We start from the raw sequence: 20,435 nt of genomic DNA on the forward strand, positions 1-20,435 counted from the left end.
ACGCGTATTAGTAGCAAAAAAGCAGATATAATTAAACTATTTTGTTAAGTTCTGTTAACATTTCTATTGTCTCAGCTAAAAATGCCTGATTTTCTACCTTATCCTGTTGAAAATCTACCGGCATTAAAAATACCGCTGAATTAGCAGGATGAAAATTAGATGAGTATTTTGGTATTCGATATAGAAACTATTCCTGATGTAACAGCAGGACGAAAATTACATGACCTTCATGAGTTATCTGATGAAGATACCGTTCATGCGCTTCACGCATTACGGCGCGCAAAAACAGGCAATGATTTTTTGCCTCATTATCTCCAACAAGTTGTGGCCATTTCATTAGTCTTAAATCAAGGTCCGCACATTAAAGTCTGGTCGCTTGGGGAAGAGGAATCGAGTGAAAAAGAATTAATTCAACGTTTTTTTTCCGGCATTGAGAAATATGCTCCCACATTAGTCAGTTGGAATGGCTGTGGTTTTGACTTGCCTGTTTTACACTATCGCGCCTTGCTGCATGGTATTTCTGCGCCAACCTATTGGGAAGCAGGAGAGAATCAGCAAAGCTTTCGCTGGAATAATTACCTCAATCGTTTTCATTACCGTCACCTGGATTTAATGGATGTACTGGCCGCTTATCAAGCCAAAGCATTTGCGCCTTTGGATGATATTGCCTCCATGCTTGGCTTTCCGGGGAAAATGGGAATGAGCGGCGCAAAAGTATGGGAACAATATCGTCTGGGTAACCTTAAAAATATTCGCAATTATTGTGAAACGGATGTATTAAATACTTATTGCGTTTATCTACGCTTTGAATTGATGAGAGGAGTCATCAATGAAGAAGCTTATAATAAAGCCATACAAACTTTACGTGACTATCTGCAAAGCGAAACAGATAAACTACATTTGCAAGAATTTTTGACAAAAATGAACCAGAACTTCAATAAATAAAAGAAATAACCTGTTTTTTTATCTCACTTGAAAATTCTCTTCATCTTTCTCATAATTGAATTATGCACATTCATCACAGTCTACCTGACAAGGAGAAAACATGAACTCCAATGAATATTTTAATCAACAGGAGACGCGGAAAAAAATATTTGAGTTGACTTCCGAGGAGGCAGCAAGAAAAAAGATACTCAATGAGATGATTAATGCTGAAATTGAATTTGTTAATAAAAATCTCTATAAAAAGCCGAACAAACCTATAAAGGCATCGGTTGATAATCGAGAAATTGAATTTAGCCTGAAACAGCCTGTTAATAATAAAAAGCAAGATATCATCGCCAATGAAATCCACTTTGAAAAACTCACACCTCATAATTTTTTTGAAAAAGTCAAAATAACAGACGTATCAAATGATGGCGAAGAAGCCGACTTAAGCGCTATTCTAAGAAATAAGCCTGAATTGATGCAAAAAATATGTGATGCACTTAACGAAATGACTCTTGATAAGATACAAAAATCATTAGGAGACTCTGAGAATCTAATCAAAATCGATGATGGCCAACGTCTGGGATATAGAAAAATCGCACCGGTAGCCGATAGTGCACAGGAAGTAAGCGATATTCTGGAGCGAGCAAAAAACTATAAAAATTCAATGGAAGCAACTCACTCAAATGAAGAAGAAAAAACGTTACCAGACAATTTTCAGCCTCGGATTTGAGATTTTTCTATTGAATCCGAGATTCTATTATGAAAATATTACCATTTAAATCCTCTTCAGTAGCATCCTTGGGTGTGGAGCTGGAATTACAAATTATTGATCCGCACAGCTATGCATTAGCCTCTCGTGCTAAAGAATTAATTCGATATCTTAACGAGCATCCTTATCAGAAACACATAAAACCTGAAATTACTCAATCCATGATTGAAATTAATTCTTCCATCCATCGCACAATAAACACCATGGAAGAGGAGTTGTGCGCCCTGCAAACCAGTTTATTAGCATTAGCTCAACAATTTGATTTGCATTTTTGTGGTGGGGGTATGCACCCTTTTCAGAAATGGTCCATGCAAAAAATATTTCCCGCCAAACGTTACAAAAATTTATCCAGACAGTATCGTTATTTATCCAAACGGGCAACAGTCTTCGGTCAACATATTCATGTTGGTTGTGAAAGCAGCGAAGATGCTCTCTATTTAACGCATGCATTCACTCGATATGTACCGCAATTTATAGCAATATGTGCTTCTTCACCTTTCTACCAAGGTGTTGATACCGGTTATTATTCTTCTCGAACCACCATATTCAATGCGTTTCCTCTAAGTGGAATCATGCCTTATTTAACCAATTGGCAAGAGTTTTCGGCCTATTTTTATAAGATGAAAGAGCTGGAAATTGTGTCTTCAATGAAAGATTTTTATTGGGATATTCGCCCTAAACCCGAATTTGGTACTGTCGAAATAAGGGTATGTGATACTCCACTGACTATAAAAAAAGCTGTGCTAATCACTGCTTATATCCAGGCACTGGCGCTTTATTTGTTAGAAGAAAGACCCTTTCAAATAGGCCAGGATTGGTATCATGTTTATAACTATAATCGTTTCCAGGCCAGTCGCTACGGTTTCGAAGGACATTTTATTAATCCCCTTACCACAGAAAACTATTTAATTAGCACTGATATTTTTGAAACGATAAAAAAAATTGAACGCTACGCCAATCGCTTGAATTCCATGGCCTACATTCTTCAATTAGCCCGCCATGTTACTGATAAAGAAAACGATACGATTCTTTTAAGGCAGTTCTTAAAACAGTTTAACTCCCTACCGAAGGTCGTCGCAGAACAATGTAAAATTTGGGCTTTATAAAGTCGAGATTTAATGCGTTACTTAATACACTACCGCTCTGGATTAAATAATCAGAAAAGAGCAGTTAAATTAAGAACGGTTTTCAGATAATAATATTTTAAAAATGATCTACCCATTCATTACTTTAATCTCTGATAAAAGAAGAGTATGCTCAGTATTTTCATTTTCAGGATAAAGAAATTTTTTAAAATGAGGCAAAAATGGATCTGCATACACTAAAATTTTATAGAGAATCTCCCGATCACATTTTTTTAAGAAATGATGCAAAGCAGTTTCTTTATTTTTCTCCAAAGTTCCCGAAAAAAAAGTAAGTCTTCTTTGTTTATTGGAGTTAACTAAATTTAAATAATTTTTTAATTCCTGAACATGTTCGTGAAGTGTGTTGCTGGTCATACTAATAGATAAACTATTAATTATACGATTAATAGTATGTTGATGTGCTTGGGGAATAGGTAGATGAGAATAAAATTCTCGTTTTTCTCTTATGTATTTATATATATTAGGTGTTAAAATTACTAAAAGTAATAAACCAATAACTCCGAATGTTATGAGGAGTATAGATACTAAATTGACACCCGATAGAATAAAATATTCAGCGTTAATTTTTTTTAACTTATTACAATAAGTCATGACCAATTGGCTACACAACTCAATAGTTATTTTTACTGGCGAGGGGCAATCGAAGCGAACCCCACCATAATGTCTCCAACAGGTGTTGTCTTCTGCCGCATACCACCCATCTATAAAATTATCTGCTATTTTCGCGTCTTTTTGCATCCAATTAATTGTATTATAAATACCATAATATAAAGCAAAAATACTTGCTCCGGGAGCCATTAAGCCTAATATAGCCCGTGAAACGTTCATTATTTGATGTTTAAATTTTTCTCTATCCAGAATATCAATGATTTTATGAATTTCATCATTTAGAGGATCAACTATTCCTTTCTTTTGCGGCATTTTTTTCTCCCTGAAAAAATTGAACCATTCTATTAAAAAATTTTTTTAAACACGAGTTCCAGAATCATTGAAAAAAAATACAGTTCTCTGAAAATAGTGTTACTAAAATGTTTTCTTTAACAAGATTGCATCCTCCTCCCCTTTTTCATCTTTATAATAACCTTCTTTGATAGAGTCTTTTTGAAAACCAAATTTTTTATATAAAGCAATCGCGACCTTATTACTGGGACGTACTTCGAGAATCACTGTATTAATATCAGATTGTTGAAATGAATCAAATACTGCTTGCAAAAGGAACTTGCCATAACCTTTTCCCTGTTCAGAACAAGCAACACAAAGATTAAGAATATGACAACTTTTAACGCTATAACGACAAATAATATAGCCAACAATTTTTTTATTGTGCTCTTCTATCAACTCCAATACGCGACAATCATAACCAACAAGCACACAATCCCTTAAAATATCATGACTCCAGGGTGTATGATGCGCTGAAGATTCAATAATATGGACTGTGTCAATGTCACTCTGCAGCATTGGGCGAATTTGAAGTGTCATAATAAGTATATTTTTGATAAGAAAAAGAAAGTTTCCGTCATCCAGAATCCTATTCAGCTTAATCTAGCGTTCATGCAAAGGCGTCACGCCATCTCAAGCGTGAGTAAGAGATTGCCGAATACCTGGAGATTCTTCCTCAAGCTCCTCAGAATGACGGCTAAACTTCTTATATTTTTGTGTCATTCCTGTGAAAACGGCGATCTGTTTCTCAAATTACACGACTGCTTTGCTTGAAAGATAGGTCCCGGCTTCAATTAAACATCAATCGCACAAAAAACGAAAGGCTCACTCAGCGCCTTCGCGACAACGATCACCATGATCAAAATCAAAACAAATAGATTGATTTTATAGCCCATAAACGCAGCATACACCAGTATGTGAGTTTCTGAGCTATTTGGCCAAGATAGTAGAATGACAACTCACCCTAATCTTTTTCTTTCTTCTTTTTAGGCATATAAAGATCAGTAATCGTCCCTTCAAAAATTTCAGCGGCTAAGCCTATAGGTTCAGAAAGAGTCGGATGTGGATGGATAGTTAAAGCAATATCCTCCACATCACATCCCATTTCAATGGCCAAAGACGCTTCACTAATTAAATCACCGGCACTTATTCCTACAATTCCAGCACCCAAAATCCGGTGGGTTGAAGAACAAAACAAGAGCTTGGTCATTCCTTCTTCACGTCCCATGCTTAAAGCACGTCCACTGGCAATCCAGGGGAAGATTGCTTTCTCATAAGCAATGCCTTTTTCTTTTGCTTCTTTTTCAGTAAGTCCAGTCCATGCTATTTCAGGATCAGTATAGGCAACGCTAGGTATACATTTCGGATCAAAATAATGTTTCATGCCTGCTATCACTTCAGCGGCCAGGCGTCCTTCTGGAATTGCCTTATGAGCCAACATCGGTTGCCCTACTACATCACCAATTGCAAATATATGGGGTACGTTAGTTCGCATTTGCTTATCAACATGGATAAAACCACGCTCATCAACTTCCACACCTGCTTTATCGGCATCAATCGTTCCACCATTTGGTTTTCTGCCCACCGCAACCAAAACTTGCTTGAAGATTAATGGCTTGTCTGTAGCATGTTCACCTTCCATTGAAACATGAATACCTTCCTTTTTTGCTTCCATGGCAGTCACTTTGGTTTTCAACAGGAACTTAACTCCTTTTTTAGTCATTCGTTTCTGTAAAACATTAACCAAATCAGCATCTGCACCGGGAATTAATTGATCCATAAACTCCACAACGGTTACTTCAACACCTAAGGCTGAATAAACCGTTGCCATTTCCAAACCAATAATACCTCCACCTAATACCAGTAAATTACCTTTGATATCGGCTAACTCCAAAGCACCTGTTGAGCTGAAAATACGCGGATCTTCGGGAATGAACGGTAAGTTAATTGATTCGCTCCCTACGGCAATAATAGCATTGTCAAACTCAACGGTTGTATTACCTTTCAACCCTTCAATAGTAACCCGATGAGGTCCTGAAAATTTGGCAGTACCTGTTACTACTTCTACTTTTCGCTGCTTAGCCAGGACTTTCAAACCGCCCGTTAGCTTGTTAACGACTGAATTTTTCCAGGCTACAATTTTCTTGCTGTCCAATTCAGGTTTACCAAAGGTTACCCCTTGTTCTGACATTTCGTGAGCTTCATCAACTACCTTGGCAATATGTAATAACGCTTTTGATGGAATACAGCCCACATTTAAACAAACTCCTCCCAAGGTATCAAAACGCTCAACCAATATTACTTTTTTACCCAAATCAGCAGCACGAAAAGCCGCAGAATACCCTCCTGGGCCACTACCAAATACCACTACTTCAGCTTTTAAATTTCCACTCATCTCAGGGCCTCTTAATAATTGCAATCTATGTTTTTATCTTAAATAACAGGTAATCATCGCTATAATAAAATCCGTCGTATATCACTAAGCGAATCGGCTATAAATCGTGTAAACCGTGCCGCTTCTGCCCCATCAATAACACGGTGGTCATAAGAAAGCGATAAAGGCAACATTAAGCGTGGCTTAAATTCGCCTTTGTCATAAACCGGTTTTATACTTGAACGGGATAAACCCAAAATAGCTACCTCAGGACTATTAACGATAGGCGTAAAGGCTGTTCCTCCTATACCGCCCAGACTCGAAATGGTAAAACAACCACCGCTCATATCGGCAGGCATTAATCCTTTATCACGCGCTTTAGTACTTAAACGTGCCATTTCAAGAGCAATTTCTCTAACAGAGCATTGATCCACATTTTTTATGACGGGGACTACAAGACCATTCGGTGTTTCAACGGCGATACCAATGTGACAATACCGTTTATAAATTAAATTCTGGCCACTTGAATCCAGTGAAGTATTAAATTGGGGATACACTGCCAGTGCCCTGGCAACCACTTTAGTTACAAAGGCGAGAATGGTTAATTTATAATCCGCATGCTTTGCCTGCTCTGTTTCTGATTTCCTGAAAGCTTCCAGTTCGGTAATATCCGCTTCGTCAAATTGGGTAACATGAGGGATAGTAACCCACGAACGGTGAACATTAACACCCGTTAACCGCTTAATCTTGTTTAAAGGCTTAATGTCTATTTCGCCAAACTTACTAAAATCAACAGCAGGAGCTGCTGGAAGGGCAAAACCATTTGCAGTGGTTTTTTCGCTTAACCGGGTTTTTACATAAAGCTGCACATCTTCTTTGGTTATTCTTGATTTTCGTCCGGAACCTTTAACATCAGCTAAATCAACACCCAACTCACGGGCCATACGGCGAACCGCAGGGCCTGCTGATACTATGGCATTACCCTTTTCCATTCCAGTAGCTGGTGACGAAGCTGATCTGGACAGGTTAACAGGTTTCTCAATCTCTGCTACTTCGGAATTTTTCCCGTCTCGTGTCGGTGAAGTGACTATTGATTCATTTTCTGATCCCGTTTCGGATTTCAAGGTTAAAACCGGACTGCCCTGAGACACTTTATCGCCTGTTTTCACCGCAATTTTTTCAACAATACCTGCTGCTGGTGAGGGGATATCCATCGTGGCCTTATCTCCTTCCAAAGTAATAAGTGCCTGATCCTTGCTGATGGCCTGACCAACCTCAACCATAATTTCAATCACATCAACATCCGTAGCGCCACCAATATCCGGGATGCAAACCTCAAGACTCTGAGTCCCTTTTACTGGTAGCTCCTTTTTTTCCGTTGATTGTTCTGCTTCCTTTTGAATTTCTACAGGTTTTTCAGCTAATTTTGTGTCTTTTTTATCCTCTTTTGATGTTAAGGTTAAAATAACATCATTTTCAGAAACTTTATCACCGACTTTTAGCCGTACTGCACTCACTTTCCCAGCCTGTGGCGAAGGTATTTCCATACTTGCCTTATCGGATTCAAGTGTAATCAAAGGAGTGTCTTTGTTTATTTCATCTCCAGGCTTAACCATGATTTCAATGACATCAACATTGGTTGCGCCACCAATATCAGGAACTTTAATTTCAATCTCATTGGTCATATTTATCCTCAGTGAGTCACAGGATTCGGTTTTTTACTGTCAATACCATAACGCTTCATGGCCTCAGTTACTGTTGATTTAGGCAATTCATCTTGCTGTGCCAAAGCATCCAACGCAGTTAAAACAATAAATTTGGCATCTACTTCGAAAAAGTGACGTAAACGTTGTCTTGTATCGCTGCGTCCGTACCCGTCAGTTCCCAAGGTAACAAAAGGAGCAGAAACAAAAGGTCTGATTTGATCAGCATACAAACGCATATAATCAGTGGCAGCAATAACAGGCCCCTTACGTTCAGCAAGCATTTTAGCGACATAACATTCATGCGGTTTATCTTCCGGATGCAAGCGATTATGCCGTTCAACCGCCAGGCCATCACGACGCAGTTCATTAAAGCTGGTTACGCTCCATATATCAGCAGTGACACCGTAATCTTCTTCAAGCATTTTTGCTGCAGTAATGACTTCACGCAAAATAGTTCCACTACCTAATAATTGCACATGTTTTTTAGCTTTTTTATTACTTTCCTGTAAGAGATACATTCCCTTGATAATGCCTTCTTCAACACCTTCTGGCATATCAGGATGAGTATAGTTTTCATTCATTACCGTAATATAGTAAAACACATTTTCCTGCTTTTCATACATACGGTACAATCCATGCTGAACGATGACAGCTAATTCGTAAGCGTAAGTTGGATCATAACTGACACAATTAGGAATGGTAGAAGCCAGTAAATGGCTATGACCATCCTGATGTTGCAAACCTTCGCCTGCCAAGGTAGTACGACCCGCCGTACCTCCCAAGAGAAATCCACGAGCCTGCATATCACCGGCGGCCCAGGCCAAATCGCCAATACGCTGAAAACCAAACATAGAGTAGTAGATATAAAAAGGGATCATTGTCAGTTTATTTGAACTATAGGACGTGGCGGCTGCCATCCAGGAACAGAATGCGCCTGCTTCATTGATACCTTCCTCAAGAATTTGGCCGTCTTTTGCCTCACGGTAATACATAACCTGCTCATGATCAACTGGTGTATACAATTGACCCACAGGAGAATAAATACCAATTTGACGGAATAAACCCTCCATACCAAAAGTTCGACACTCGTCAGGAACAATAGGGACTATTCTAGGACCTAACTCCTTATCTTTTAACAGAACAGAAAGGATGCGAACAAAAGCCATGGTGGTTGAAATTTCCCGATCACCCGAGCTTTTGGTAACCGCGGCAAAGCTGGAGAGATCAGGCGCTTTTAATGGCGCTACATTTACATGGCGTGCTGGCAAATACCCTCCCAAGGCTTCACGCTGTTTGCGTAAATATTGTATTTCCGGACTATCGTCATCAGGGCGATAAAAAGGAATTTCTGTAATCTTGTCATCACTGACTGGAATACTAAAACGATCTCGAAACGCGCGTAATTGCTCAATGCTCATTTTCTTTTGCTGATGAGTAATATTTTGTCCTTCACCCGCAGCCCCCATACCATACCCTTTAATTGTTTTAGCCAGGATTACAGTCGGACTTCCTTTATGCTCTACTGCCTGTGAATAAGCGGCATATACTTTTTGAGGATCATGACCACCACGGTTTAAACGCCAGATTTCTTCATCTGACATATTGTCTACTATTTTTTTCAACTCAGGATACTGGCCAAAAAAATGTTCGCGCACATAGGCCCCATTATTTGCCTTATAAGCCTGGTAATCACCATCAACACATTCTTCCATGCGTTTTTGCATTAAACCATTATGATCACGTTCAAATAACGGGTCCCAACGTCCGCCCCAGATAACCTTAATCACATTCCAGCCAGCGCCACGAAAAAGACCTTCCAGTTCCTGAATAATTTTGCCATTGCCACGCACGGGGCCATCAAGTCGCTGCAGATTGCAATTGACTACAAAAATAAGATTATCCAGCTTCTCTCGGGCAGCAATCGATAAAGCGCCGACTGATTCCGGTTCATCCATTTCTCCATCACCCAGAAACGCCCAGACTTTACGGCCTTCTGCTTTAATTAAACCTCTATTTTCAAGGTATTTGAGAAAACGTGCCTGATAGATTGCCTGTAGTGGGCCTAATCCCATCGATACCGTGGGAAACTGCCAGAATTCGCCCATTAACCAGGGATGAGGATAAGAGGATAATCCATCGACCTCAACTTCTTGTCTGAATTTATCCAGTTGTTGCTCGGTTAAACGCCCCTCAAGAAATGCGCGAGCATAAATCCCGGGGGAGGAGTGACCCTGTATATAAAGCAAATCACCACCATTGGAACCATTGGCGCCCTTAAAAAAATAATTAAATCCTGTTTCATAAAGAGTAGATGAGGATGCGTAAGAAGCGATATGCCCCCCAAGCTCCGGTGCATACTTTCCTGCGCGCAAAACCATAGCGACAGCGTTCCAGCGAATAAGTGCGCTAATCCGTTTACCCAGCCCTTCATCAGGGGGTATCTGTTTTTCTTCATACGTTTTTATGGTGTTACGATAAGGCGTATTAATCGATGTGTTTAAAGATATCCCCTCAGCATTCGCTTTATTTACAAGCTCCTGGATAAGGAAAGCAGCACGTTCATTACCATCACTGGCCAATACAGATTGTAAGGCATCCAGCCATTCGCGCGTTTCCATTGGATCGATATCATTACTATTTTCATGTGCCATGAATGTATCCTCATATACTCTTAGAGTTACCCAGTCATTCTATCAGAATTACTGAATTAATATTTTTAGCTATTACGAAATGGGGTCTGGTGTAAATACTTGGGAATAGTACCCTTACAGGCCCGCACACAAACCCGATAATCAGCCTGACAATTGCAAGTTGTTTTGCGGCATTGTAGTGGATCACAGAAGGAATTCAACTGAAGTGCAATAAATTCCCCTTTCACACGCTGCTCATGTAGGTAATGTGCATAATTTTTAGCTGTTAATTCTGTTGCAGCCGCAGAACACTGTAGATTATTATTACGACACACTTTAGTACAAATTTTTAGTCTGTTTTCGCAATTTATCTTACACGAGACAAAATGATTATTACCATAAAAAAGAAAGTGTTGCGTACAAGATAGTAAACATAGGAAGCTACAGTATAATACGAGCCTCATAATAGAATTTATCATAGATAACCCACTTAATTACACCTGTCCCAGGCAGCCTGTCCAACAAACCTTACCTTAAATGCATAACAAAATATACAGGGTATACGATTCCGCCCAATAATCAGTTCCACCTAAAAAAACTTAAAACAGGTTTATTAAAGGCTTATTTTAGCCAGGCAACCAAAGTAAAAAATGCAATAAAAACAAGGTAAACAATTAACGCATGTTCTACCAAACTTTCTGCATAGGACATCTGTACAGATTCATTATCGCTGGTACGCGCAGCAAGAAGTCCTCCTTCACTTAAAAATTCTGTATTATTTTCAGGAGACGATGGCAGTTTTTGAATAAAGAAATGAATACCTCGCTGAAAATTTCCTACTAATAAATAAAGAAACACGGTAAGCCTTACGGGAATCCAATCCAGTATATTTGTTAGAGAGGCGGCCAATTTAGCCGTCAGTTCCTGGTAGCGGCATAAAGAAATAAGGCGGTAAATGAGTACTCCAGATGCCCCAGTTATTATATACCAGAAAATAACGGCAAATAATTGTCCATTCACTTTTGCGAAATAGCGACCTGCTTCCATTTCGTTATGCTCTTCACCCATTTCCTGTCTGACAGGATAAAATGAATTTTCTGGGCCCAGACAATAATAAAAAATAGCTAAATTAAGAAGTAATCCAATAAATCCAAAGAGTACGTGATTAAAAACCAAAAACACCAGACCTGTTATAAATAACACAGGAAAAATAACAGCAATCATTCCTACCGCAGGTGTTGAAAAAAAGCTGTTTTGAGGAAGCCGTTGACGAATAGCATCAAAATAAGAAGAAAACCAATAAAATCGTTTGTAAGACAGAGCATGAACAAGAAAGCGCTCACTTAATAAACAAAGGACAATTACCAATAATTTCATTTTTAATCCTTGCGCATTTTATCAGACAGGGCTATGGGTGTTGGATACTTTAACACTACCAGATAGGAAGATACTATAAATGTTAAAATAGTTGTCGCTTGTATCAGGTTGGACGCCACTTCAGAGATAAGCTTTGTACTCAATGCAATACTTGCTACCAATAAAGAAAATTCACTGGCTTGCCCTAAACGTACCCCGACTTCGGCAGCTACTGTTTTCTTTTCTCCCGCTTTAACCAGAAGAAAATTAAATAAAACGGGTTTAACAAGAAGCATTAAAAAGGACAGGATACAAGCTGGTATAACAACTTGGGCGGCATAACCAAAATTAAAAGTAGCACCAATTGAAAAGAAAAACATTACGAGAAAAAAATCGCGCAGAGGCTTGAGACTTTCTGCAATGTAAAGAGAAATTGGACTAGCTGCAAGTGCAACACCGGCAATAAATGCACCGATATCTTCGGACAAACCTGATTTCTGTGCAAGAAAAGACATGCCTAAACACCAGCCAATTGATAAGAGAAAAACATATTCTTGCGTTCTATCAAAACGGGCAAGCAATTTTACAAGAACGTAACGTTCTACAGCAAAAGCAAAAAGAATAAGCGCTGGTAAAGCGATTCCTACTAAAATCAGATCATCCCAGGAAAAACCACCGGTAGCATTTCGGGCACCGTTAATTAGAATTAACACAATAATAGCGATAACGTCCTGCATTAAAAGCACACTGATCATTACTTCGCCAGTATGTTGATGATGCAAAATAGTGGTTGGTAACAATTTAAGGCCGATAATTGTACTTGAAAACATCATTGCCGCACCCAGAATCCAGGATTCGGTGGTCGTTAAACCAAACCAACGGCCAATCAAATAAGCAGTAACAGCAAAAAATAAAGAACTGATCAGCGCAATCCAGGTTATCTTTTTTAACATATGTACCAAATTCTGTGGTTGCAAATGCAGACCAAGTAAAAACAGCAGAAATACAATGCCAATATCCCCAACCTGTTGAACAACACTCACGTCTGAAACTAACTTTAATCCCCAGGGCCCTAGTGCTGCACCTAACAAAATGTAAGCAACCAGCAGCGATTGCCTTGTATACAATACCAGGGTTGAAAAAACAGCAGCCCCTGCAAATATTAAGAAAATGGTATAAAAAACTGCGCCACTGTGCATAAATTTAGCGTCTCACCAATAGAAAAATCGAATTAACGTTATTCAAAGCTATATACCACAAAATGGACTCATTAAACCAGAGTATTGTGTAATTTAGATCCAGTCTGGAGGCATTTGATTATCAGTTCGCTCAATAAATCCCGCATACAGGAACATTAATGGTAGCCTTCATGCGATTTGCCGCGAAAAACATAATAGGCATAAGCAGTATAAGCCATTAAAACAGGTAACATGATGCCAACACCGACCAAAATAAAAATCAACGTGGTATCGGGAGCGACTGCTTCCCATAAAGTGACCTGATGAGGGATCAAATAGGGATAAACACTGATAGCAATCCCTAAATAAGAACATAAAAAAATCACGATGCTAAAAATGAACGGTTTATACTCATGTCCCTCTGTCAGGCTTCGCCAGGTTAAAAAAATCATAACGGCCGTGATTATAGGCAATGGCGAGAGCAATAAAATATTCGGGAAGCTATACCAGCGATTAATGATCTCAGTACTGTGTAATGGAGTCCAAATACTGACGAATACTAAAAAGAAACTCACCAGGGTTAATAAACCTTTGGCAAAATCTCTCATTTTATTTTGCAGACTGCCTTCCGATTTCATAATCATCCAGGTTGCGCCCAATAGCCCATAACCACACACCAACGCAACACCTGTCAGAAGACTAAATGGAGTAAGCCACACGCTATTAATAGTTAATGCCATTTCATTGATAGAAAAACCTTGTACGAAACAACCTAATACGACTCCCTGAAAAAAAGAGGCGGCGATGGAGCTTATAGTAAATAACCAATTCCAGAGAGGTTTGGATGTGTCTGCTTTGAAACGAAATTCAAAACTTACTCCTCTAAAAATTAATGCAATCAACATAAGCATAAGAGGCATATATAACACGGGCAATAATAAGCCATAAACCACAGGAAAAGCACCATAGAGCATAGCTGCCCCGAAAACGAGCCAGGTTTCATTACCATCCCATACAGGCGCGATGGAATTCATCATTTGATCGCGCTCGTCTTCATTTTGGGTAAAAGGGAAAAGAACACCTATACCCAAATCAAAACCGTCTAAAATAACGTACATGATTATAATAAACGCTAATAAACCCGCAAAAATAAGTGGCAGCATCATTTTCTCTCTATATCAGTCATATATTGAAAGGAATGGGATTCAATGCCATGATGATCAAGCGCTAATGGTCCTGTACGAATCATTTTAAAAAGGTAATAAAGATAGAATCCAAAAACAATGCCATAAGCCAGAAGCAGTAGTATCATCGAAATAATCACTTCTTCCATACCAACAGCAGAAACAGCATCTCTGGTCTTCATAAGATTATAAATAACCCAGGGCTGTCGGCCCATTTCAGCCGTTAACCAGCCAGAAATACTGGCAATAAACCCCAGCGGCGCCATCAACAGACATAGTCGGTGAAAACGTCGCGATGAATAAAGAATACCTTTAGCGCGAAGCCATAATGCCAGCAATGCTATGCCAAACATTAAAAGCCCAATACCGACCATAATCCTGAATGTAAAGAAAACAGGAGCCACGCGAGGCTGCTCCATATTACTTACAGAATCCAGCCCCAACAATTCTCCATTCCATTCATGTGTATTTAATAAACTAGCCAATTTGGGAATAGTAATAGCGTATCTATTTTTTTGCTCTTCTTGCGAGGGGAATGCAAAAAGCACGAAAGGCGCGCCTTTTTGGGTATTCCAATTTCCTTCTATTGCTGCCGTTTTTAAAGGTTGATAACGATAAATAACAAGGCCTACAACATCACCTATAACAATTTGCAAAGGCACCACTATCAAAGCGGACCACATGACAAAGGACAGGCAAGTTTTTGCAACATGCAAGTGTTGCTTTTTAAGGAGAAAATAACACGCCACACCCGCTATTACAAAACAAGTCGTTGTATAGGAAGCCAAAATCATATGAATCAAGCGAGGAATAAAAGAAGGATTAAAAACAACATCCCACCAGTTCGCAACAACATATTTACCCGCTGAAATTTCATAGCCGGCGGGGGTTTGCATCCATGAATTGGCAGACATAATCCAGAATGCTGAAACAGTTGTTCCGATGGTTACAAAAAGAGTGGCTATAAAATGCAAGATCGGCGGAACGCGTTTCCAGCCAAAAAGCATCACCCCAAGAAAACCGGCTTCGAGAAAAAAAGCCGTTAACGTTTCATAAGCAAATAAAGCACCTAACACACTACCAAATCGAATAATTAAAGGTCCAAAATTGGTTCCTATCTGATAAGCCAGAACAATACCCGATACCACCCCCATCCCAAAAGTAAGCGCGAAAATTTTAGTCCAGAATTTACAAATTTTTAAATAAACAGGATTGTTAGTTTTTAGCCATACGGCTTCCATAATAACCAAAAATACGGCCAGACCTAAATTGAGCGTGGGAAAAAGAATGTGAAATCCAATGCTAAAAGCAAATTGTATCCTTGATAATAGTTCTACCACCATGCTGCCTCCTCAACGAAGGAATAATTTCTTATATCCTGCCAGCAAATTTCTCTCATGGTAAATACATCCAGAAGTTGTTATCATACACTTAATTTCAAATTATTAAACCTTCTTCACGTGTTTTATAATAAAAGCTTTGTGCTGGACAAAAAATTCAAAGAGTACCGAATTGCCAACGTAAGTCGTCGATTCCAATTAGCTTTAACAAGACATGCATGCCGACTTTTATCGGCAATTCGCGTTAATGGTTTTTTTGTCCGGCACAAAGGTTAAACTCGCCTGATGTACTGAGCATAATAGACAATTAGTAATCAAGCTGGTAACATTTTATTTTTGTCTATTTGTTTTATTAATCAGTCTGATTAGAGAGTATTTATTATTTCGTGTAGCAAAACCGACAAACATTCCGAATAACCTCACTAACAAGCATGATTGATACTTAACAGGAACTTTGGAGCAAAGAAGCTAATGACTTACGGTGGCAAACAACCTGCTACGGAAGAAAATCCTACTCGCAAATCAATAATGCCCTGGATTGTCTGGGGATTAGGATGTCTCTTCTACTTTTACGAGTGTTTACTTCAAGTATCCCCTTCCGTTATGAGTTCGGAACTAATGCGGGATTTTTCGGTTACCAGCCAAACCCTGGGTATTTTATCTGGCATTTATTTTTATTCTTACGCTGCAATGCAATTACCTGGTGGCGTGTTAATGGATCATTTTGGCCCACATCGCCTGTTGACTATCGCTACAACAATTTGTGCAATCAGCACAATTGCCTTTGGGTTAACGGACAATTTTTTTATGGCTTGTATTGCTCGTTTAATGATCGGTTTTGGTTCTGCCTTTGCTGCTGTAGGTTCAATGAAACTCGCTGCCAACTGGTTTCCGGCCCAACGTTTCGCCTTGTTGACAGGTATAATGGTTACCATCGGAATGTTAGGTGCTATTGGTGGCGAAGCACCTTTAGCTTTACTGGTGGATAATACTGGCTGGCGAAACAGCATGATTATTATGGGAGGCATTGGCCTTATTCTGGCATTTCTTATTTTGTTAATAGCTCAGGATTCACCTGCTCACCCGCTCCACTCAAGTTACCCTTCTTCCGATGAAGAGCCACTTTTACATAGTTTGCTTACGTTAATAAAAAATAAACAATTGTGGTTAGTTGCTACTTATGGCGGTCTCATGTACATGGCAACCCCTGTATTTTGCGGCTTGTGGGGTGTTCCCTTTCTCATGTTTAAAATGAACCTGACTAAACCGGTTGCTGCCAATTACATCTCTTTAGTCTTTGTAGGATGGGCTATTGCCAGTCCTTTATGGGGAATTTTTTCCAATCGTATCGGTTTAAGAAAACCGCCGATGTACATTGGCAGTATAGGCGCGCTAACAACCAGTCTGCTTTTTATTTACGCTCCTATTCAATCAAGTTGGCTCATGCAACTTTTACTCTTCCTTTTTGGTATATTTTCTGCCGGCTTTCTTCCTGCGTTTGCCGTTGCCAAAGAATTATGTAGCAAACGCTATGTAGCGACCGGCCTAAGCTTTATGAATATGATGAATATGATAGGGATTGCTCTTGCCCAACCTGTTATTGGTTTTATTCTTGATAAAATGTGGCAAGGAGAGATTCATGATAAAGTTCGCGTTTACCCACTGGAAGCCTATTATATAGCGCTGGCTTTATTGCCAGCAGGTATTTTAATATCCTTGCTGATTTTACCTCGTCTGCAAGAAACACATTGCCAAAGTGTACAAGGATAGGTCTTTTACTTACTAAAACAAACTCAGTATCGGGTTTTGTATAGAAAACAGGGCCTTTAACAAAAACGATTTTTATTAAAAGATAATGACGATGAAAAAACTTTTTATCAAAACAAACGGTTGCCAGATGAATGAATATGATTCATCTAAAATGGCTGAAGTATTATTACAATCCCATGGCCTGCAAAAAACAGAACAGCTCGAAGAAGCTGACGTTATTTTGCTGAATACTTGCTCTATTCGAGAAAAAGCACAGGAAAAAGTATTTTCTCAATTGGGTCAATGGCGTGAATTTAAAAAGAAAAACCCCCATGTAGTGATTGGTGTTGGCGGCTGTGTGGCTAGCCAGGAGGGTTCCGAGATCATTAAACGCGCCCCTTACGTTGACCTGGTTTTCGGCCCCCAGACATTACACAGACTTCCCGCTTTGCTTAACGAACGATTAAATACCAAAAAACCTGTCGTGGACATCAGTTTCCCCGAAATTGAAAAATTCGACCATCTGCCTGCCCCGCGCGCAAAAGGCCCGGTTGCCTTTGTATCCATTATGGAAGGTTGTAGTAAATATTGTAGTTATTGTGTGGTTCCTTATACCCGCGGCGAAGAAATCAGCCGTCCTTTTGATGATGTTTTGGCTGAATGTTATCATTTGGCAATGCAGGGTGTGCGGGAAATTAATCTCCTGGGACAAAATGTCAATGATTATCGTGGGTTAATGAACAATGGTGATATTGCTGATCTGGCTTTATTAATTCATTATCTTGCAGCGATAGATGGCATAGGCCGCATTCGTTTTACCACATCCCATCCACTCGCTTTTTCTGACAATTTAATTAACGCTTATGCCGAAGTGCCCGAATTAGCCAATCATCTTCATTTACCTGTACAAAGTGGCTCCGACAAAATTCTTGCGATGATGAAGCGTGGTTATACCGCAATGGAATTTAAATCAAAAATTCGCAAATTACGAAAAGTTCGTCCCGACATTCATCTTTCCACGGATATTATTGTAGGCTTTCCCGGTGAAACCGATCAGGATTTTCAAGATACCATGGATTTGATCCAGGATATCGGATTCGATACTTCCTTTAGCTTTATTTACAGCCCTCGTCCTGGAACCCCGGCAGCAAACTTACCTGATGACACACCTATGGAGACCAAAAAACAAAGACTGCAAATTTTACAAAACAGATTGCTTGTACAAGCTTCGCGATATAGTCAGGCAATGATTGGAAGTACGCAAAAAATTCTTGTTACAGGACAATCCAAAAAGAATTCCCAACAGTTATCCGGGCGAACCGACTGTAACCGCGTGGTCAATTTTGACGGTTCGCAGGAATTAGTGGGGCATTTTGTTCATGTATACATTAATGAAGCCTTGCCTAATTCCTTACGCGGACGTTTGGCCGAAGAGATTGTAACTGGCTAATGAGCGACCTGATTGCAAAATATGTTATTATTCCGCGCGATTATCATGGACAGCGACTTGACGTGGTACTCGCGCAATTGTTTCCCGATTATTCTCGCTCTCAACTAAGCAGCTGGTTAAAAGAAGGGGCAATCACTGTAAACCATCGTCTGTGCAAACCGAAAGACAAAGTACTGGGCGGTGAACAAATCACCCTGACAGTTGATTTTTCTACCTTTACAAGCGAGGAAGCTCTTGATCATCCTGAAGCTATCCCTCTGCACATTATTTATGAAGACGACCATTTATTAATTATTAATAAGCCCGCAGGGTTAGTTGTACACCCAGGTGCGGGTAATCGTCAGCACACGCTGGTTAATGGCCTTCTTCATCATGCGCCTGATTTACATTATTTACCTCGCGCAGGAATTATTCACCGCCTTGACAAAGACACAACAGGCTTATTGGTGGTCGCCAAAACGCTTACCGCCCATACTCAACTTATACGGCAAATGCAAAATCGTGAAATTCAACGCCGTTATTTAACATTAGTTCAAGGTCATCTTATTTCCGGTGGAGAAATTGATACTTTTTATGGCAGGCATCCCCGAAATCGTTTAAAAATGGCAGTTTGTACCCAAGGCAGACAAGCTGTTACCCTTTATTCGATTCGCAAGCATTATCAGGATATGACACTACTGGAAGTTCAATTGTTAACCGGACGAACCCACCAGATTCGCGTTCATATGGCTTATATCAATCATCCGGTTATAGGTGATCCTCTGTACGGAGGAAGACTTCGCATTCCCTCTCTGGCATCAGATGAATTGAAAGAAATACTAAGACAATTTCGGCGACAGGCTTTACACGCCTGGAAATTATCTTTTTTACATCCGGAAAACAATGAAACATTGACATTTGAGGCGCCTTTGCCTGATGATTTTCAACTACTTCTTTCCACACTGGATAATTCTTTTGCTTAATTTTTTTCCTGCTAATTGGCCAGCGCCGCCTGCTATTAGTGCACTAACAACTTTTCGTACTCCTGGTGCCAGTAAACTTTCTTATGCACAAAACAATTTCGGCCTTCATGTTGGGGACGATACTGTTGCCGTTAATACCAATCGCCAAACCTTAACCCGTTTATTAAAATTACCTGAAGAACCAGAATGGCTGGAACAGACACACTCCAATCGCTGCGTTATTGTTGAAGAGGAAACCGATCGTAAAGCAGACGCTGCTATTAGTCGTTCTAAAAAACATGTGTTAGCAATTATGACAGCAGATTGCCTCCCTATACTGCTTTGTAATCAGCAAGGAAATGAAATTGCGGCCATTCATTCTGGATGGCGAGGGCTGGTCAATGGCATTATTGAAAATACGATTACCAAAATGCAAAGTTCACCGACAAAATTGATAGCCTGGATTGGCCCAGCTATTTGCGGCTCCTGCTATGAAGTGGGCAATGACGTGCTTGAGGCTTGTCAAAATCGTTACTCTTTTGCAGCTAGTGGTTTTCAAGCTAAAGGTGTAAAATGGTTGGCAGATCTGCCACGACTTACCGAATTAGTCCTTAACTCTTTAGGCGTTTTTGCAGTCTTTCAAGCAAAAACATGCACTTTTGAGCAAAAAAAAGACTTTTATTCCTATCGCCGTGAGGCACAAACAGGTAGAATGGCTACTCTCATCTGGTTCAACGAATAAAC

At 39.6% G+C, this 20,435-nt stretch carries 16 protein-coding genes; 7 read left to right on the forward strand and 9 right to left on the reverse strand.

What is annotated here, in order from left to right; all coding sequences use genetic code 11:
- Positions 1 to 159 precede the first annotated feature (159 nt).
- The 3 genes from T345_RS0100605 (at position 160) to T345_RS0100615 (ending at position 2,805) form a co-directional block, all read left to right on the forward strand.
- Positions 160 to 945 (forward strand): 3'-5' exonuclease, encoded by a 786-nt coding sequence (locus T345_RS0100605; RefSeq protein WP_028387622.1) that lies wholly within the window; start codon positions 160 to 162, stop codon positions 943 to 945.
- A 100-nt stretch (positions 946 to 1,045) separates the two neighbouring features.
- Entirely contained in the window at positions 1,046 to 1,660 is a 615-nt protein-coding gene (locus tag T345_RS0100610; RefSeq protein ID WP_028387623.1) for a hypothetical protein, read from the forward strand.
- A gap of 29 nt (positions 1,661 to 1,689) precedes the next feature.
- Positions 1,690 to 2,805 (forward strand): YbdK family carboxylate-amine ligase, encoded by a 1,116-nt coding sequence (locus T345_RS0100615; protein ID WP_028387624.1) that lies wholly within the window; start codon positions 1,690 to 1,692, stop codon positions 2,803 to 2,805.
- A gap of 108 nt (positions 2,806 to 2,913) precedes the next feature.
- Here T345_RS0100615 and T345_RS0100620 read toward each other — a convergent pair whose 3' ends face one another.
- From T345_RS0100620 to T345_RS0100660, 9 genes are all read right to left on the reverse strand, one after another.
- Entirely contained in the window at positions 2,914 to 3,765 is an 852-nt protein-coding gene (locus tag T345_RS0100620; RefSeq protein WP_028387625.1) for a hypothetical protein, read from the reverse strand.
- A gap of 102 nt (positions 3,766 to 3,867) precedes the next feature.
- Positions 3,868 to 4,323: a ribosomal protein S18-alanine N-acetyltransferase gene (gene rimI / locus T345_RS0100625; RefSeq protein ID WP_028387626.1), complete on the reverse strand. Its 456-nt coding sequence runs from the start codon at positions 4,321 to 4,323 to the stop codon at positions 3,868 to 3,870.
- 424 nt (positions 4,324 to 4,747) lie between these two features.
- Positions 4,748 to 6,178, reverse strand: a complete 1,431-nt coding sequence (gene lpdA / locus T345_RS0100630) for a dihydrolipoyl dehydrogenase (protein WP_028387627.1) — start codon at positions 6,176 to 6,178, stop codon at positions 4,748 to 4,750.
- Between the two features lie 59 nt (positions 6,179 to 6,237).
- Positions 6,238 to 7,842, reverse strand: coding sequence for a dihydrolipoyllysine-residue acetyltransferase (gene aceF, locus T345_RS0100635; protein WP_028387628.1), 1,605 nt, complete (start codon positions 7,840 to 7,842; stop codon positions 6,238 to 6,240).
- Between the two features lie 8 nt (positions 7,843 to 7,850).
- On the reverse strand, positions 7,851 to 10,514 hold the full coding sequence (aceE, locus tag T345_RS0100640; protein ID WP_028387629.1) for a pyruvate dehydrogenase (acetyl-transferring), homodimeric type: 2,664 nt from the start codon (positions 10,512 to 10,514) through the stop codon (positions 7,851 to 7,853).
- Between the two features lie 600 nt (positions 10,515 to 11,114).
- A complete protein-coding gene (gene ampE, locus T345_RS0100645; protein ID WP_028387630.1) occupies positions 11,115 to 11,870 on the reverse strand; it encodes a regulatory signaling modulator protein AmpE in 756 nt (251 codons plus the stop codon).
- A 2-nt stretch (positions 11,871 to 11,872) separates the two neighbouring features.
- Positions 11,873 to 13,048, reverse strand: a complete 1,176-nt coding sequence (locus T345_RS0100650; RefSeq protein WP_028387631.1) for a cation:proton antiporter — start codon at positions 13,046 to 13,048, stop codon at positions 11,873 to 11,875.
- A gap of 155 nt (positions 13,049 to 13,203) precedes the next feature.
- On the reverse strand, positions 13,204 to 14,190 hold the full coding sequence (gene cydB, locus T345_RS0100655; protein WP_028387632.1) for a cytochrome d ubiquinol oxidase subunit II: 987 nt from the start codon (positions 14,188 to 14,190) through the stop codon (positions 13,204 to 13,206).
- A complete protein-coding gene (locus tag T345_RS0100660; RefSeq protein WP_028387633.1) occupies positions 14,190 to 15,554 on the reverse strand; it encodes a cytochrome ubiquinol oxidase subunit I in 1,365 nt (454 codons plus the stop codon). The genes cydB and T345_RS0100660 overlap by 1 nt, the downstream gene beginning before the upstream one ends.
- A gap of 468 nt (positions 15,555 to 16,022) precedes the next feature.
- Between T345_RS0100660 and T345_RS0100665 the strand changes: the two genes are divergently transcribed.
- The 4 genes from T345_RS0100665 to pgeF all read left to right on the forward strand — a co-directional run bounded on the left by T345_RS0100665 (position 16,023) and on the right by pgeF (position 20,433).
- Positions 16,023 to 17,321: an MFS transporter gene (locus T345_RS0100665; protein WP_028387634.1), complete on the forward strand. Its 1,299-nt coding sequence runs from the start codon at positions 16,023 to 16,025 to the stop codon at positions 17,319 to 17,321.
- 91 nt (positions 17,322 to 17,412) lie between these two features.
- A complete protein-coding gene (miaB, locus tag T345_RS0100670) occupies positions 17,413 to 18,750 on the forward strand; it encodes a tRNA (N6-isopentenyl adenosine(37)-C2)-methylthiotransferase MiaB (RefSeq protein WP_028387635.1) in 1,338 nt (445 codons plus the stop codon).
- Positions 18,750 to 19,712 (forward strand): 23S rRNA pseudouridine(1911/1915/1917) synthase RluD, encoded by a 963-nt coding sequence (gene rluD / locus T345_RS0100675; protein WP_028387636.1) that lies wholly within the window; start codon positions 18,750 to 18,752, stop codon positions 19,710 to 19,712. Before miaB ends, rluD begins: the two co-directional genes overlap by 1 nt.
- Positions 19,705 to 20,433 (forward strand): peptidoglycan editing factor PgeF, encoded by a 729-nt coding sequence (gene pgeF, locus T345_RS0100680; protein WP_028387637.1) that lies wholly within the window; start codon positions 19,705 to 19,707, stop codon positions 20,431 to 20,433. Before rluD ends, pgeF begins: the two co-directional genes overlap by 8 nt.
- The last annotated feature ends 2 nt before the right edge of the window (positions 20,434 to 20,435 follow it).

Origin of the sequence: Legionella fairfieldensis ATCC 49588 (genome assembly GCF_000621525.1) — a bacterium.
In the GTDB taxonomy this organism is placed as follows: domain Bacteria; phylum Pseudomonadota; class Gammaproteobacteria; order Legionellales; family Legionellaceae; genus Tatlockia; species Tatlockia fairfieldensis.

Bases quoted from the DNA above. Each gene is read 5' to 3' on its own strand.
- T345_RS0100605 (WP_028387622.1), top strand. From the start codon at position 160: ATGAGTATTTTGGTATTCGATATAGAAACTATTCCTGATGTAACAGCA.
- T345_RS0100610 (WP_028387623.1), top strand. From the start codon at position 1,046: ATGAACTCCAATGAATATTTTAATCAACAGGAGACGCGGAAAAAAATA.
- T345_RS0100615 (WP_028387624.1), top strand. From the start codon at position 1,690: ATGAAAATATTACCATTTAAATCCTCTTCAGTAGCATCCTTGGGTGTG.
- T345_RS0100620 (WP_028387625.1), bottom strand. From the start codon at position 3,765: ATGCCGCAAAAGAAAGGAATAGTTGATCCTCTAAATGATGAAATTCAT.
- rimI (WP_028387626.1), bottom strand. From the start codon at position 4,323: ATGACACTTCAAATTCGCCCAATGCTGCAGAGTGACATTGACACAGTC.
- lpdA (WP_028387627.1), bottom strand. From the start codon at position 6,178: ATGAGTGGAAATTTAAAAGCTGAAGTAGTGGTATTTGGTAGTGGCCCA.
- aceF (WP_028387628.1), bottom strand. From the start codon at position 7,842: ATGACCAATGAGATTGAAATTAAAGTTCCTGATATTGGTGGCGCAACC.
- aceE (WP_028387629.1), bottom strand. From the start codon at position 10,514: ATGGCACATGAAAATAGTAATGATATCGATCCAATGGAAACGCGCGAA.
- ampE (WP_028387630.1), bottom strand. From the start codon at position 11,870: ATGAAATTATTGGTAATTGTCCTTTGTTTATTAAGTGAGCGCTTTCTT.
- T345_RS0100650 (WP_028387631.1), bottom strand. From the start codon at position 13,048: ATGCACAGTGGCGCAGTTTTTTATACCATTTTCTTAATATTTGCAGGG.
- cydB (WP_028387632.1), bottom strand. From the start codon at position 14,190: ATGCTGCCACTTATTTTTGCGGGTTTATTAGCGTTTATTATAATCATG.
- T345_RS0100660 (WP_028387633.1), bottom strand. From the start codon at position 15,554: ATGGTGGTAGAACTATTATCAAGGATACAATTTGCTTTTAGCATTGGA.
- T345_RS0100665 (WP_028387634.1), top strand. From the start codon at position 16,023: ATGACTTACGGTGGCAAACAACCTGCTACGGAAGAAAATCCTACTCGC.
- miaB (WP_028387635.1), top strand. From the start codon at position 17,413: ATGAAAAAACTTTTTATCAAAACAAACGGTTGCCAGATGAATGAATAT.
- rluD (WP_028387636.1), top strand. From the start codon at position 18,750: ATGAGCGACCTGATTGCAAAATATGTTATTATTCCGCGCGATTATCAT.